General features: G+C 64.5%; 13 protein-coding genes. 9 read left to right on the top strand and 4 right to left on the bottom strand.

The features are described from left to right. Positions 1-99 precede the first annotated feature (99 nt). On the top strand, positions 100-1,179 hold the full coding sequence (locus VJ923_RS09290; RefSeq protein WP_326440797.1) for a MerR family transcriptional regulator: 1,080 nt from the start codon (positions 100-102) through the stop codon (positions 1,177-1,179). Here the strand turns inward: VJ923_RS09290 and VJ923_RS09295 are convergent. Further along, complete coding sequence (locus VJ923_RS09295; protein ID WP_326440799.1) at positions 1,176-1,391, bottom strand: helix-turn-helix domain-containing protein; 216 nt, start codon at positions 1,389-1,391, stop codon at positions 1,176-1,178. The two genes, VJ923_RS09290 and VJ923_RS09295, sit on opposite strands and share 4 nt — an antisense overlap. Before the next feature lie 90 nt (positions 1,392-1,481). Here VJ923_RS09295 and VJ923_RS09300 point away from each other — a divergent pair, with 90 nt between their 5' ends. Both VJ923_RS09300 and VJ923_RS09305 read left to right on the top strand, forming a co-directional pair. After that, positions 1,482-2,117: a DUF4230 domain-containing protein gene (locus VJ923_RS09300; RefSeq protein WP_326440801.1), complete on the top strand. Its 636-nt coding sequence runs from the start codon at positions 1,482-1,484 to the stop codon at positions 2,115-2,117. Between the two features lie 24 nt (positions 2,118-2,141). Beyond that, entirely contained in the window at positions 2,142-2,933 is a 792-nt protein-coding gene (locus tag VJ923_RS09305) for an FxLYD domain-containing protein (RefSeq protein ID WP_326440803.1), read from the top strand. Positions 2,934-3,307: 374 nt separating this feature from the next. Here VJ923_RS09305 and VJ923_RS09310 read toward each other — a convergent pair whose 3' ends face one another. Next, positions 3,308-3,802 carry a hypothetical protein gene (locus VJ923_RS09310; RefSeq protein WP_326440805.1) on the bottom strand — a complete coding sequence of 165 codons (495 nt, stop codon included), beginning with the start codon at positions 3,800-3,802 and terminating at the stop codon, positions 3,308-3,310. A 513-nt stretch (positions 3,803-4,315) separates the two neighbouring features. Here VJ923_RS09310 and VJ923_RS09315 point away from each other — a divergent pair. Beyond that, positions 4,316-6,811 (top strand): DNA topoisomerase I, encoded by a 2,496-nt coding sequence (locus tag VJ923_RS09315; RefSeq protein ID WP_326440807.1) that lies wholly within the window; start codon positions 4,316-4,318, stop codon positions 6,809-6,811. A 17-nt stretch (positions 6,812-6,828) separates the two neighbouring features. Here VJ923_RS09315 and VJ923_RS09320 read toward each other — a convergent pair whose 3' ends face one another. After that, entirely contained in the window at positions 6,829-7,380 is a 552-nt protein-coding gene (locus VJ923_RS09320; RefSeq protein WP_326440809.1) for a FumA C-terminus/TtdB family hydratase beta subunit, read from the bottom strand. A gap of 1 nt (position 7,381) precedes the next feature. Then, positions 7,382-8,242 (bottom strand): fumarate hydratase, encoded by an 861-nt coding sequence (locus VJ923_RS09325; RefSeq protein ID WP_326440811.1) that lies wholly within the window; start codon positions 8,240-8,242, stop codon positions 7,382-7,384. Positions 8,243-8,554: 312 nt separating this feature from the next. Here VJ923_RS09325 and VJ923_RS09330 point away from each other — a divergent pair, with 312 nt between their 5' ends. From VJ923_RS09330 to VJ923_RS09350, 5 genes are read left to right on the top strand one after another with little or no spacing between them, the layout of a single operon-like run. Then, positions 8,555-9,724 carry an NAD(P)-dependent malic enzyme gene (locus tag VJ923_RS09330; protein WP_326440813.1) on the top strand — a complete coding sequence of 390 codons (1,170 nt, stop codon included), beginning with the start codon at positions 8,555-8,557 and terminating at the stop codon, positions 9,722-9,724. A 5-nt stretch (positions 9,725-9,729) separates the two neighbouring features. After that, the gene (tmk, locus tag VJ923_RS09335; RefSeq protein ID WP_326440815.1) at positions 9,730-10,509 is read left to right on the top strand and encodes a dTMP kinase; all 780 of its coding nucleotides are present in this window, start codon (positions 9,730-9,732) and stop codon (positions 10,507-10,509) included. Further along, on the top strand, positions 10,502-11,659 hold the full coding sequence (locus tag VJ923_RS09340) for a DNA polymerase III subunit (protein ID WP_326440816.1): 1,158 nt from the start codon (positions 10,502-10,504) through the stop codon (positions 11,657-11,659). Before tmk ends, VJ923_RS09340 begins: the two co-directional genes overlap by 8 nt. After that, positions 11,637-13,169 carry a regulatory iron-sulfur-containing complex subunit RicT gene (gene ricT / locus VJ923_RS09345; protein ID WP_326440818.1) on the top strand — a complete coding sequence of 511 codons (1,533 nt, stop codon included), beginning with the start codon at positions 11,637-11,639 and terminating at the stop codon, positions 13,167-13,169. The genes VJ923_RS09340 and ricT overlap by 23 nt, the downstream gene beginning before the upstream one ends. Next, entirely contained in the window at positions 13,170-14,624 is a 1,455-nt protein-coding gene (locus VJ923_RS09350) for a nicotinate phosphoribosyltransferase (protein ID WP_326440820.1), read from the top strand. Positions 14,625-14,627: the final 3 nt, after the last annotated feature.

Consider the following 14,627-nt stretch of genomic DNA (forward strand, 5'->3'; position numbering starts at 1 on the left):
TGACCATGACACGACGTCCAGGTTTACACTGCGTAGCTGACAGCAAATCTCGTCTGCGGTCAACGGCAGGCGAGCGGAATACGCGAGGAGCTGCTGGCTATGATCGAGAAACCTAAGACGAGCTTCGAGCTGATGAGCGAGGAATACGCGTGGCCGATGACGGCTGGCGAGGTGTCGAGGCTCACGGGCATCACGCGGCGCGCGCTGCGCCACTACGACAAGGAGGGGCTGCTGAAGGTCGCGCGAACGGGCGAGTTCGTGGCCAATGACCGCAAGCTGTACTATCCCGCTGATGTTGAGCGTCTCAAGCGCATCATGGTGCTCACCACCTACGGATTCCAGCTGAGCGAGGTGGCTGTCATTCTGGATGGCGACCTGAGCGTTGCCGATGCGCTCTCCATGCGGCTCGAAGAGCTGCGCCAGCAGGAGCGGCGCATTCGCAACCTCATTTTGTTTGCGCATTTCGCTGCCCTGGTGGGCGACGACGTGTTCGAGACCCTCGCCTTCGGCACGTCCGATATCGATGCTTTCGCCGAAGCCGTGAGGGGCACCGAGCGCTTCCGAGCGTACCTCGCGCGCCAGGAGGTGCTCTCCGAAGAAGAGCTTGATGCGCTTTGGAGCCGCTACTGCGATGTGGTGGAAGATTTTCTCGAGATTGATGGCGAGCTGTCGTTTGCCGCTATGGAGCTTGTGGTAGATCGCCTGCGCCAGTGGTTCGGCGACGCCTATTATCCCGCAGATGAGGGCGACTTGCTGTCGCTGTGGACGCTGTTTTCCGATGGGGCCGATGCGGCGGAGTTGGCCGAGGAAATCGGGGGAGTGGGAACGGCGGGCTTTCTGCAGGCAACGGTGTTCTTCGTGTGGGCCAAGCGAACGCTTGCGGGACTTGCCGAGCTGTGCGCGGCGACGGGCGAGGCGGCCTCGGAGGCCCCCCTGGGCGATGCGGTCCGCGATTACCTTGTGCGGCGCGTTGGGCTCGGGGAGGGCTGGATGGAGCGCGCCTTCGACCCAGACGAGTGCAGCGCCTTTTGCGATACCGTCTTGGGTTATCTGGCAAAGCTTATTGGCGACGAGGACGCTATGGAGCTGATGGGATTGGGCGATGAGGCCGATGCCTACCGCGAGTGCCTCGGCCGTCTGCTGGTCTGCGCCGATGAGCACGCCGGGGTGCGGCGCTAGAACGTCAGCAGGTCGCGGACCGGTGTGTCCAGCGCGTCGGCGATGCGGCCCAAGTCATCGATGCCCACACCGACGCGGCCGGTCTCGATGCGCCAGATATGGGACTTGCTGCTGCCGATCATGAGCGCCAGCTGACTTTGGGATAGGCCCTGCTCTTCGCGGACGGCGCGAACGGCTTTTCCCAGGGCCTGTCTTTTCTGCTCGACATTCATGAGGAAAGCATATGTGCTACCATTAACGAATCGACTTCAAATATGAAGCCAACCGATTACGCCACATCTTGTTTGGAAAAAGGAGGCCGCATGGCGATATCGAAAGCGAATGCAACAAAGAAGCTGAAGCTCATCGGTTTAGGGGCGCTTGTTGGATTGCTGGTGGGTGCGTTTTCCGTCTTCATGCTTTTCACTTACAATCCGCCTGATAAAGAGAACGAAGCCACTCTCGACGTATCGATTCTTATGAGCGAGATCGAGCGAATAAGTGAGCTAGCTACAGCGTCCCAGACATATACGGTGGTTGAAAAGGTCGAGAGCAACAGCAAGCTGTTTGACACAATCGACATTCCTTTTTCGGAGAACTTTTTCATTCTCACCTACATGGGCGAGGTTAAAGCGGGCGTGAATCTGGATGAGGCCCAGATCACTTTGGAGGGGACGACTGTGAAGGTGTCTCTGCCTCAGGCGACTATCCTGTCTGACGCTATCGACACGGCCAGTTTCAAGGTGCTGCATGAGCAAAACAACTTCCTCAACCCCATCGGCGTGGAGGATGTCACGCAATACATCGACGAGTCTCGCCAAAAGGCCGAAGCGGCTGCCATTAGCGGAGAGGTACTGACCGAGGCGCAAGCGAATGCCGAGTCGTCAATTAAAGCGCTTTTGAGCGCGGCAATCCCTGAGGGGTACGTTATTGAAGTGAGTTCTGCTGTTCAAGAGTAGTTTTGGCGCGGAAAGGAATGACCTATGAAGAAGATCATCGCAATGCTTCTTGCTGGATGGCTTGTTGTGTGCTGCGGCTGCGCACAGGTGGCCTCTTCGGCGGATGGGCAGCAAGAAGAAGTCGTATACGCAGATCAAGAAGCTGTAGAAGCCATCGGTCGAGGACTAGAAGAAAGATTCGACTATGCCGATGCGGTAGATGAGACGACAGGTGAAACCCTGGCCGAAGCTACAGAGATTGAGATTGAGAAGCTGGCGCCGTTCAGGTCAAGACTATTCGAAAGCTCGAAACTCCAGGAGAGGGTATTGGCATATTTAAACCTTCTCGAGGAGGCGAAAGAGCTGACAGGAGCTATGAGTGTCAATGACGACGCGTTTTATGACAGTTGGAATTCTCTATACGATCAGCGAGCAATGGCGCTCAAGGAGTTTGTCGACAGCTATGGGTTGATGGTTGATGAAGGGCACCAGTCCGCGCTGGACGATCTGCTTCGTCGAGGACGAGCTGTAGAGAAATCCGGAGCGGAGAATGAAGCTGTCGAGCAGCTAGTCGCTTCGCTCAACTTCGAAAAGACGAGCGACGAGGACGGATGGTTTTTCACCTATGCGGCTACAGGAGAAAACACCACAGAGCTTGATCTCGAAAACATCTCGCTCATACTTGCGCTCTATGATGGTGACGGCGTGAAGGTTGAGGAAACCTATGCAAGTACCAGTTCCTGGTTGCGCGGTGAAAAGGTTAGGTTTGAGGCAATAAGCGAAGTTGATGCTGCGGAGGTAAAGGTATCTCTGGATTCCTATTCGATTGCTGACTAATAGCGTTTAGGAGTTTTTTGTTTTTGGGCGGGAACGGGGCCGTTTCCGCCCAGCGGAGCGGCGATGTGCGGCTCTTGGGCGGGAGCGAGGACGTTTCCGCCCAGCGGAGCGGCGATGTACGGCTCATGGGCGGGAACGGGGCCGTTTCCGCCCGGCGGCGCGGCGATGTGCGGCTCTTGGGCGGGAACGAAGCCGTTTCCGCCCGGCAGTACGACGATACGTGACTTTTGGACGGGAACGGGGTCGTTTCCGCCCAAGAGCGGTGATTCGCTATTTGCGGGTGTGGGTTCAGTGGTGAAGATTGTGGCGCCGAATTGGCTTAGATCCGGGAAAACTAGTTTTTTGGAACCAGGAATCCGCTCGCGCGAAGGGGTTTAGCCCAAGTAGCTCAAAAATGGCAAATAGTCCTGGGCGCTTTCGGGGACGGCGAGGGTGATGTCCTGGCCCATGGCGTTGACGGTTACCACGGAGGGGTCGTCGTAGGTGGTGATGGTGGCGTCCGTGCCGCCGTAGCTTACCTCGGCCGATCCAGTCTTGGAGACGCCCGCAGGCAGGCTCGTCACCTCCCAGCTCTGGATGTCGAGCGCGTCGATGGCGGCATCTACCTGGGACGAGGGAAGCCCCGTAGCCTCGGAGATGCGGTCGACATTGCTGCGCAGGGCGTTTTCGGCCTTTGTTTTCAGGCCGGAGACGTCTAGGGCAGCGTTGGCAGCCGCGTTCTTGCCGCCCTCAAAAAGGCCGGCCAAGGGGTTTTGGAAGTTCTCGAAGGGGCCCTTAATGCCCATCTGGGGGAGTATGCCGAAAACGGCGATGACGAGAATGAAAGCGGCAATAAGGCCGACGAATGCTTTGACGATCTTGCTATCCACAAATGTCTCCTCGTGAGGGCGGGGCGGTGGCGCCCCTCTGTCTCGGGTGAGACCTTCGGTTCCGTTCACCATGTGCGAAGGCGCCGCCGGGAGTGCGTTGATGCTCTGTGTGCACGGGTCGAATGCTGCGATTCGACGGCGTCCGACATTCATAGTAACCTGCGCCGGGCGTCTTCATAAATCGACTACGGGACGCCCACGAAACGGTCATGGACCTTAAAGGAACCTTTCGCGGGCCTGGCAGGCGCCCAGGTGATATTTCGAACGGCGTTGCCTGCGGGATGCTTGAACGCGCGTTCGGACGGCGCGCGTTCGCGACTTCGGACGCGCGCACATTACGAGACTTTGTTCTTGCGCGGGGGTTGAAATCGTGTATCCTAAGCCCCACGCATGCGCACGGCCGGACGGCTTGTGCGGCTGCACAACAAAGACCCCGCGCACGTAAAAAGCTCAAGTTGGGGGAATCGTGCGAACGTGAAGGCCGCCTGGGCGGCCGTGAAGGAGGATGGTTCCGTGAAACTGGTCGTCACCGAGAAGAACGACGCCGCAGTAAAGATCGCCGACCTTCTGGGCGCTACCAAGCCCAAGGCCGACAAGGTGTTCAACACGCCGGTCTACCGATTTGAAGTCGAGGGGGAGGAATGGGTGACCATCGGCCTGCGCGGCCACATCCTGGAGCCCGACTTCGCCCCGTCTCTCATATACAAGAAGCGCGGCGGCTGGGAGGGCGTCACCGCCGAGGGCGAGGCGCTGCCCGCCGCCGTTCCCGCCGATCTGCCGAAGCCCCCGTTCAAAAAGAAGAAGCCCTTCACCGCCGATGGGGTAGACTTGAAGGGTTGGAAGATGGAGGCGCTGCCGTATCTGGTGTACGCGCCTATCGAGAAGCTTCCCAAGGAAAAGGACATTATCCGCTCGCTGAAGAACCTGGCGAAGAAGGCCGACTCCATCGTCATCGCGACGGACTTCGACCGCGAGGGCGAGCTCATCGGCTCTGACGCGTTGGCATGCTGCCGTCAGGTGAACGAGACGGCGCCGGTGTCGCGCGCCCGCTACTCTGCCTTCACCAAGCCCGAGATCACCCACGCGTTCGCAAACCTTGTTCCCATGGACGACGATCTGGCGAGTGCCGGCGCGTCCCGCCAGGATATCGACCTTATTTGGGGCGCGGTGCTCACACGCTATCTCACGCTGGTGAAGTTCGCCGGCTACGGCAACGTGCGCTCGTCGGGCCGCGTGCAGACCCCCACCCTGGCCATCATCGTGGAGCGCGAGCGCGAGCGCATGGCGTTTGTGCCCGAGGACTACTGGGTCATCCGCGGCGCTTTCGACGCCGGCGCGGCTGCCGGCCCCACGGCAGGCGACGGCCCCGAGGCCTTCGAGGCGCCCCATGCCACGGCGCGCTTCAAGGTTGAGGCCGAGGCCGACGCCGCCATGGCTCACGTGGAAGGCGCGGTAAGCGCCAAGGTGACCGCAGTCGAGAAGAAGCGCCGCAAGGTGCCGGCCCCCGTGCCGTTCAACACCACCTCGCTCATGGCTGCCGCATCTGCCGAGGGCATCTCGCCGGCGCGCTGCATGCGCATCGCCGAGAGCCTCTATATGGACGGCTACATCTCCTATCCGCGCGTCGACAACACGGTGTACCCCGATTCGCTGGACCTTGCCGAGGTGGTGAACGCCATCGCAGGCAATCCTGCCTACGGGCCCTACTGCAAGGAGCTTCTGGCCGCAGGACCTTTGAAAGCCACGCGCGGCAAGACGGAGACCACCGACCACCCGCCCATCTATCCCACGGCCAAGGCGACGCCGGACGACCTTTCCGCTGCCGACTACAAGCTGTACAACCTTATCGCCCGCCGTTTTCTGGCCACGCTTTCGGGGCCTGCCACGGTGGAGGGCACGAAGGTGACCCTCGATGTGGCCGGCGAGCCGTTCGTGGCCAAGGGCGACGTGCTGGCCGAGCCGGGCTTCCGCGCCATCTACCCCTACGGCCTGAAGAAGGACGAGCAGCTGCCGGCCATGGCCGAGGGCGCGACCATCGCCTTCAACGGCGCCACGTGCACGAAGAAGCAGACCGAGCCGCCCGCGCGCTACTCCCAGGGCAAGCTGGTGCAGGAGATGGAGAAGCTGGGTTTGGGCACCAAGTCCACCCGCGCCTCCATCATCGAGCGCCTCTACCAGGTGAAGTACGTGCAGAACGATCCCATCGAGCCCTCGCAGCTGGGCATCGCCGTCATCGAGGCGCTCGACAAGTTCGCGCCGCACATCACCCATGCGGAGATGACCGCCGAGCTGGAACATTCCATGGACCGCATCGCCGAGGGCGAGGTGACCAAGGCCGAGGTGGTGGACAAGTCGCGCCAGCTTCTGTCCGAGCAGCTGGAGAGCCTCATGCCGCACTCCGAGGAGGTGGCCGAGGCTCTGTCCGACGCCGTGGCCGCCGACGCCTACGTGGGCCCGTGCCCCAAGTGCGGCAAGGACCTGCAGCTGCGCGCGAGCCATAAGACCAAGTCGATGTTCATCGGGTGCGCCGGCTGGCCCGACTGCGACGTGACCTATCCGCTTCCCAAGGGCAAGATCGAGGCGGTGCCCGAGAAGTGCCCCACCTGCGGCATGCCCCAGGTGAAGGTGACCGCCTTCCGTAGCAAACCCCGCGTGCAGTGCATCGATCCGAACTGCCCCACGAACCAGGAGCCCGAGGTGGTGGTGGGGAAGTGCCCCGCCTGCGCTGAGCGGGGGCTCGACAAGCAGCTCATCGCCCGCCGCAACCCGCGCACGTTGAAGCGCTCCATCACCTGCGAGAACTTCGACGAGTGCCAGACGCGCTACCCGCTGCCCCAGTACGGCGACATTATTCCCACCGAGGAGGTGTGCGAGCACTGCGGCGCGCCCATGGTGGTCATCAAGACGGCCCGCGGTCCGTGGAAGCTGTGCCCGAACTTCGACTGCCCCGGCAAGGAGGAAGAGGAGAAAGCCAAGGGCGGTGCCAGGCGCGGCGCGAAGAGGAAGTAGCGTTTTTCCCGCAAAGGTTATTCCGAGGCGGCTTCTATCTCGCGGTAGAGGTCGCCTCCTTTTGTGTCCACGGCGACGTAGGTGGGGAAGTCCTTCAATGTGAGCTTGCGCAGGGCTTCGGTGCCGAGGTCTTCCCAGCCGATCATATCGCTTGCGGTGACGGCCTTGGCCAGAAGTGCGGCGATGCCGCCGACGGTGCAGAGGTAGATGCTGCCGGTGTCCTTGCAGGCCTGCACGACTTCGGGGCTGCGCTTGCCCTTGCCGATGGCGGCGACGATGCCAGCCGCGAAGAGCTGGGGCGTGGCGAAGTCCATGCGGCTGGCCGTGGTGGGGCCGACCGAGCCCAGGGGCCGTCCGGCGGCGGCCGGCGTGGGGCCGGCGTAGAAGAGCGTGGCGCCCTCCAGATCGAAGGGGAGGCGGCTGGTGTCTTCCAAGCATTGTAGCGCGCGCTCGTGGCCGGCGTCGCGCATGGTGTAGACGGGGCCCGAGAGCAGTACTTCGTCGCCCGCTTCCAAATCGGCCACGGCCTCGCGCGTGAGGGGCAGCGTGAGGGATACGGTTTTCGCCATGTTAGGCTCCCTTCGCAAGTTCGATGCTGGCGCTGCGCATGGCGCAGCAGCCCATGTTCACGGCCACGGGAAGCGCGGCGATGTGGCAGGGGGCCGTTTCCAGATGCACGGCCAGCGCGGTGGGAGTGCCGCCCAGGGCCGCAGGTCCGATGCCGAGCGCGTTCACCTCGGTGAGCAGTTCTTCTTCGAAGGCGGCCGCTTCGGTGCTTGCGGCGGGGGATCCCACGTCGCGCAGCAGGGCGTGCTTGGCCAGTCCCGCAACCTTGTCGAAGGTGGCTCCCACGCCAAGTCCGATGACGAGCGGCGGGCAGGCGTTGGCGGCCTTCTCGCGCACGCAGTCGAGCACGACCCGGCGCACGCCGTCGGCCCCGGCGCCCGGGGCGAGCATCACCACGCGCGAGGCGTTGTCCGAGCCGCCGCCCTTGAGCAGCACGTGCAGGGTGGCGCTGCTTCCGGAAACGAGCTTCAGCTCGCAGAAAGCGGGGGTGTTGTTGCCGGTGTTGGCGCGGTTGAACAGGGCGTCGTGCACGAGGGACATGCGCAGGCGACCGTCGGTGTAGGCTCGGGCCACCGCATCGTTTACCTGGCTGAAGATATTCCCCGGAACGGCCAGCTCCTCGCCCACCTCCAGGCACACCCAGACGCTGCCGGTATCTTGGCACAGCGGGACGTTGTCGGCCTGGGCGATGGCGGCGTTTTCCAAAATGCGCCCGAGCACGCCGGCCGCGCGGCTTTCAGGCTCGGCGTTGTCACGGGCCGCCTCTACGGCCTTCCGGAAATCGGGCCGAAGCGTCACCGCGCACTGGCGGATCGCATCGTAAACGGCTGCCCCCACGGCGGAGGCGTCAAGCGTGCGAGTCATGGCTGCCTTTCGTTCGGTTGCGTGCTGCGCTGTTCGCATTTTACGTTCGAAGGCCGATTATCCGACAAAAAAGGGAGTTGGTAGAGTCCAACGGCGGTTCCTGGGGCTATTTTTCGTCAGAATTAAGCACTTTCGCTCTTGAAAACGGTGCATGAGTTCAATGAAAGACTCTACTAACTCCGGTTTTTGGGAAAAAGAGCAGGGGCAATGGTGGAACTTGTGCGCAGGGGCGGGGCAAGCGGGCGCGAGAGAAGACGGATTGGGTACAATAAACGGGTTATATGGGAGGTTCGTTCAAAGGATCCGAGTTCTATGAATATCGCAGAGGAATCGCTCGCCAAGCACGGCGAATGGAAGGGCAAGCTCGCCTTCGAGCCGAAGATGCCCATCGCCGACCGTCACGACTTGGCCGTGGCCTACACGCCCGGCGTCGCCGAGCCCTGCAAGGCGATCGCCGAGAATCCTGAGGCGGCTTACGACTACACGCTGAAGGCGAACACCGTGGCCGTCATCTCCGATGGCAGCGCGGTGCTGGGTTTGGGCAACATCGGACCCGAGGCGGCCATGCCGGTCATGGAGGGTAAGGCGGCCCTGTTCAAGGCCTTCGGCGGCGTGGACGCGTTCCCCATCTGCTTGGATACCCAGGACACTGAGGAAATCATCGAGACCTGCATCCGCATCGCGCCGGGCTTCGGGGGTATCAACCTCGAGGACATCGCGGCGCCCCGCTGCTTCGAAATCGAGGAGCGCCTCAACGATGCGCTCGATATCCCGGTTTTCCACGACGACCAGCATGGCACGGCCATCGTGGTGCTCTCGGGCATCATCAACGCCCTGCGCCTTGTGGGCAAGGACAAGGAGACGGCTCGCGTGGTCGTCAACGGCGCGGGCTCGGCGGGTATCGCCATTGCGAAGCTGCTGCTCTCCTACGGCTTCGCCAACGTTACCATGTGCGACATCCGCGGCATTTTGAGCTCGTCTTACGAGGGCATGAACCCCGCTCAGAAGGCCATGCTGGACGTGACGAACCGGGAAGATAAGGCCGGCACGCTTGCCGACGCCATGGAAGGCGCCGACATCGTCATCGGCGTCTCGGCCCCCGGGGTCATCACCGAGGAGATGGTCGCCTCCATGGCCGACGACGCTATCGTGTTCGCCATGGCCAACCCCACGCCCGAGATCTTCCCGGACGAGGCCAAGGCCGGCGGTGCCCGCGTGGTGGGCACGGGGCGCTCCGATTTCCCGAACCAGGTGAACAACGTCATCGCCTTCCCGGGCATCTTCAAGGGGGCCCTCGAGGCGCGCGCCGAGCGCATCACCGAGCCTATGAAGGTCGCTGCCGCCGAGGCGCTGGCGGCGCTCGTGTCCGACGACGAGCTGACCGAGGAATTCATCATGCCCGACCCCTTCGACCCGCGGGTGGCCGATGCCGTGGCCGCCGCCGTGCGCGAGTGCGCCCTGGCGGCGCGAAACGAGGGCTAGGTATCGTGTCGACCGGTTCGAACAAGGGCACCTTCGTCACCTTCGAGGGCGGCGACGGGGCCGGCAAGTCCACGCAGATTCGCTTCCTCGCGCGTCTTTTGGAAGAGCGCGGACGGGAAGTGGTGCGCTTGCGCGAGCCCGGCGGCACGGCCGTGGGCGAGGCGCTGCGCGCGGTGGTGCTCGACCCGGCCCATAAGGTTATGAGCGACAGGGCCGAGCTGCTCATCTACGAGGCGGCTCGGGCCCAGATCGTCGACGAGGTCATTCGCCCGGCCCTCCAGCGCGGGGCCGTGGTGCTGTGCGACCGCTTCTACGACTCCACGGTGGCCTACCAGGGGTGCGGCCGAGGCATCGATGCCGCCTTCATCGATGCGGCCAACCGCTTTGCCTGCGACGGCGTGGCGCCGGATGTGACGGTGCTGCTTTTGGCCTCGGGAGCCGCGGTGCGCTCGCGTATGGACCGGCGCGCCGGCGCCGACCGCCTCGAGCTAGCGGGAGACGCCTTCCATCGCCGAGTGGCCGAGGGCTTCGACCAAATTGCCCTGGCCGAGCCCGAGCGCGTGAAGACGGTGGAGTCGCGGGTGCATCGGGCCGATACGTTTCGCGCGGTGCTCAAGGCGGTATCGGACGTGCTGCCCGAAGCGGCCGAGGCGTTGGCGGACGGCACCGATTTGGACGGCCTTGTCACCGACGAGATGGCGGCCAAGCGCGCCGAGCGGCTCGCCGCCGAGCGGGCCGCGCGAAAAGCCGCCGCACCGGCGCAGGGGGAGGCGCAGCGTGGCTGATGCCTTCGAGAACATCCTCGGCCAGCCCAAGGTGCGGGAGTTTCTGCGCGCGTCGGTGGTATCCGAGCGCGTGACCCAGGCCTACCTGTTCGTGGGGCCGGCCGGATCGAACAAGACCCAGGCCGCCTACGCGCTTGCCCAGGCGCTCATGTGCCCGAAGGGTCCGTGCGGCCCGCGCGGCGGCTCGTGCGGCGACTGCGACCGCTGCGGCCGCATCGTTCGACGCAAGCATCCCGACGTGCGCTACTTTGCGCCCGCTGGCGCCAACGGCTATTTGGTGGAGCAGGTGCGCGAAATTGTGGCCGACACGGCCTTGGCTCCCATTCAGGCGGACAAGAAGATCTACATTTTGGACCGCGTGGACCAGCTGGGCGCCGCCTCGGCCAACGCCTTTTTGAAAACGCTGGAAGAGCCGCCCGCCGATGTGGTGATGATTCTGCTCGGCCGCACCCGCGAGTCAGTGCTGCCCACCATTGTCTCCCGTTGCCAGGTGGTGCCCTTCCGCCACATTCCCGCCTCCGAGGCTGCGGGCATCGTGGCCCAGAACACCGGGGCCGCCCTGGACCAGGCGCGCCAGGCCATCGAGGCCTGCGGCGGCTCCATCACGGCGGCGGTGGCGTTTCTGCGGGCGCCCGCCAACGAGCGGCTCGCCTTCCGCACGCGCCTGTTCTCGGATCTGGGCATGCTCGCCCGGGCCGACGATTGGGACGTCATCGAGATGGCCCGCTCGCTGGTGGAGGCCTCCAAGGCGCCGCTCGACGAGGTGCGCGCCTCCCAGGAGGCCGAGCTCGCCGAGAACGCGGACTTCCTCGCGAAGTCGGCCATCCGCCAGATAGAGGCGCGCAACAAGCGCCAGCTGTCGGCCAAGACGAGCGAGTATCTGCGCCAGACCACCGCCATGGTGCGCTCGTGGCTGCGCGACGGGCTCATGGTGGCCTGCAACACGCCGGAGCTCATCATCAACACCGACCAGCGCGATACGCTGAACCGCTTGTTCGCCGGCCACGATGCGGCGGCTCTCGCCGCGGCGTGCGCCAAGGTGGACGAGTGCGAGCGGGCGCTGGCCTATAATGTATCCCCAGAAACGTGCCTGGACACGTTGCTGTTCGACGTAAGAGAGGTTATCAATGGTTCGGGTCGCACCGATTAACTTGACCTTCAATCCCCGGACGCTTTGGTTCGATCCGGGCGATTTGCCCATAGAAAAAGACATGCCCGTGGTGGTGCGCACCGCCCGGGGCACCGAGTTCGGCATCGCCGCGAGCGAGGTCATCGAGGTGTCCGAGGAGCAGGTGAAGTCGCTGAAGAGCGCCCTGCGCCCCGTGGAGCGCATCGCCACCGAAGAGGACATCGAGCGGGCCGCCGAGATGGAGGAGAAATCCGCCGAGGCCCTGCCGGTGTTCAAGGAGATGGCCCGGGAGTACCACGAGGATATGCACCCGGTTTCCGTGGAGTTTCTGCTCGACGGGGACAAGGCGGTGTTCTACTTCGAGGCCGAAGAGCGCATCGATTTCCGCGAGCTGGTGCGCAAGCTGGCCAGCCGCTTCCACGTGCGCATCGACATGCGCCAGATCGGCGTGCGCGACGAGGCCCGCATGGTGGGCGGCATCGGCCACTGCGGCCAGGAGCTGTGCTGCAAGCGGCTCGGCGGCGAGTTCTGCCCCGTGTCCATCCGCATGGCCAAAGAGCAGGGGCTCTCGCTGAACCCGCAGAAGATCTCCGGTCTGTGCGGGCGCCTCATGTGCTGTCTGCGCTACGAGTTCGACGCCTACAAGGACTTCAAGAGCCGTGCGCCGAAGATCAACGGCACGGTGCAGACGCCGGCGGGTCCTGCCAAGGTAATCGACCACGATGTGCCCCGGGAAATCATCTCGCTGAAGGTTGAGGGGGAAAAGCCCGTGAAGGTGCCCCTGGCCGATTTCGACGAGGCGCCCGAGGGCCAGAATCGCCCGAACACCGTGGGCGAGGAGGCTTGGGAGGAGGCCACTGCCGAGCACCGCGTCATCGGCGGCGAGGCGCTCATCTTCACGACGAGCCAGTTCACCGGCTCCGACAAGCTGGCCGAGGGGGCCAAGGTGCGCCATACCGGCGGCGGCGCCCGCAAGAGCGCCAGCGAATCGGGCCGCAGCCGTCGGGGCGGCTCCGAGGGCCGCGGGCGCGGCGGATCGCGCGGCGGGTCCTCCTCGACGAGCGCGCCGGCGGCACCGCCGCGCAAGCGCCGCCGCTCGACGAAGCTCTCGGCGGGCGACGACGGGCACGGCTTGGAGCGCGTGTCCACCTCCCGCGAGGAGGGCAAGGGCGGCGAGGGCGCCGCGGCGCCGAAGGTGCGCCGCCAGCGCTCCGGCTCCGGCTCTCGTCCCAAGGACGGCTCGCGCGGCCAGGGCGGTCTGGGCGCCCAGAACAAGAACGCCCAGGGCAAGAACGCCCAGGGCAAAAGCGGCCAGGGCGGCGCGGGCAAGCCCAAGAGCGGCGCGCCCCGTCCCGGCCAGAAGTCCTCGGGCCTGCGCGCCGACCGCCCCGAGGGGCAGCGCGGCGATAGCGCCAAGCAGGGCGAGGGCGCGCCCAAGCCCCGTCGCCGGCGGCGTTCCCGCAAGCCCAAGGGCACCGGCGGCGAGAGCGCGCCGCAGAACGCCGGCGGCAGCAAGGGAGGCTCCGAGTAGATGAACGTGGATTACGCGCTGCTCACCGATCTGTACCAGATCACCATGGCCCAGGGCTACTGGGATGCCGAGAAGGCGGGCGAGGAGGCCTGCTTCACCATGTACTTCCGCGACTATCCCTTCAAAGGGGGGTATGCGGTGGCCTGCGGCATGGCCCAGCTGGCCGATTTGGTGGAGAACTTCCGGTTCTCCGAGGAGGACATCGCCTATCTGGCGACGCTGGATGCGCCCGCCGGCGGCAAGCTCTTCGCCCCGAGTTTCCTGGACTACCTGCGCGATCTGCGCCTCACGGTGGACATCGACGCGGTGCTCGAGGGCACCATCGTGTTTCCCCATGAGCCGATCGTGCGGGTGACGGGCCCCATCATGCAGTGCCAGCTCATCGAGACGGCGCTGCTGAACATGGTGAACTTCCAAACGCTCATCGCCACCAAGGCCGCGCGGGTCTGCCGCGCCGCCAAGGGGCGCTCCGTGGCCGAGTTCGGCCTGCGCCGGGCCCAGGGTCTTGGTGGGGTGTGGGCCTCGCGCGCGGCGGTGGTGGGCGGCTGCGCCTCCACGTCCAACGTGCTCGCCGGCAAGCTTTTCGACATCCCGGTCTCGGGCACTCACGCCCATTCCTGGGTCATGTCCTTCAGCGACGAGCTCACCGCTTTCCGCGAGTACGCCCGCATCTTCCCGAACAACTGCATCTTGCTTGTGGATACCTACGACGTGGAGCAGGGCATCAAGAACGCCATTACCGTGGGGCTTGAGATGCGCGAGCGCGGCGAGCGCCTTGCCGGCATCCGCATCGACTCGGGCGACCTGTCGTGGCTCTCGAAGATGGCCCGGCGCATGCTGGATGCGGCGGGGCTTGTCGATTGCGGCATCGTGCTCTCGAACGACCTGGACGAGTACACGATTCAGTCGATGCTGGACGAGGGGGCCGACGTCATGTCGTTCGGCGTGGGCACCAAGCTCGCGAGCGCCTACGACCAGCCGACCCTCGGCGGCGTCTACAAGCTGGCGGCCGTGCGAAAGAGCGCCGAGGCGCCCTGGACGGCGCGGCTGAAGATTTCCGAGTCGGCGGCCAAGCTCACCACGCCCGGCGTGCTGGATGTGCGCCGCTACTACCTGGAGAGCGGACGCATCGCCGGCGACATGGTCTTCGACGTGAACTACGTGCCCGACGCCCGCGAGGTCATCGTGGACCCCATGGACGACCTGCGCCAGAAGAACCTGTCGGGGCTGCGCTACGAGACGCTCCTGCGGCCTTTGGCCCGCGCCGGCAAGGTGGCGCTTTCGCCCGAGGACCGCTCGGCCATGGCGGCGCGCGAGCGCGCCTGTGGAGGTTTGGAAACCCTTGACGAGACGCAGTTGCGCATGCTGAACCCCCACACCTATCCTGTTGGACTTGAGCTGGGCCTAAATGAGCGCCGCCGGGCGCTTGTGGCCGAGCTGCGACACATCGTATAGAGA

Origin of the sequence: Adlercreutzia shanghongiae (assembly GCF_035830635.1) — a bacterium.
In the GTDB taxonomy this organism is placed as follows: Bacteria; Actinomycetota; Coriobacteriia; order Coriobacteriales; family Eggerthellaceae; genus Adlercreutzia; species Adlercreutzia shanghongiae.

What these genes read in the sequence shown, in the direction of transcription:
- VJ923_RS09290 (WP_326440797.1), top strand. Translation starts at nt 100, where the DNA reads ATGATCGAGAAACCTAAGACGAGCTTCGAGCTGATGAGCGAGGAATAC.
- VJ923_RS09305 (WP_326440803.1), top strand. Translation starts at nt 2,142, where the DNA reads ATGAAGAAGATCATCGCAATGCTTCTTGCTGGATGGCTTGTTGTGTGC.
- VJ923_RS09295 (WP_326440799.1), bottom strand. Translation starts at nt 1,391, where the DNA reads ATGAATGTCGAGCAGAAAAGACAGGCCCTGGGAAAAGCCGTTCGCGCC.
- ricT (WP_326440818.1), top strand. Translation starts at nt 11,637, where the DNA reads ATGGTTCGGGTCGCACCGATTAACTTGACCTTCAATCCCCGGACGCTT.
- VJ923_RS09325 (WP_326440811.1), bottom strand. Translation starts at nt 8,242, where the DNA reads ATGACTCGCACGCTTGACGCCTCCGCCGTGGGGGCAGCCGTTTACGAT.
- VJ923_RS09300 (WP_326440801.1), top strand. Translation starts at nt 1,482, where the DNA reads ATGGCGATATCGAAAGCGAATGCAACAAAGAAGCTGAAGCTCATCGGT.
- VJ923_RS09350 (WP_326440820.1), top strand. Translation starts at nt 13,170, where the DNA reads ATGAACGTGGATTACGCGCTGCTCACCGATCTGTACCAGATCACCATG.
- VJ923_RS09330 (WP_326440813.1), top strand. Translation starts at nt 8,555, where the DNA reads ATGAATATCGCAGAGGAATCGCTCGCCAAGCACGGCGAATGGAAGGGC.
- VJ923_RS09320 (WP_326440809.1), bottom strand. Translation starts at nt 7,380, where the DNA reads ATGGCGAAAACCGTATCCCTCACGCTGCCCCTCACGCGCGAGGCCGTG.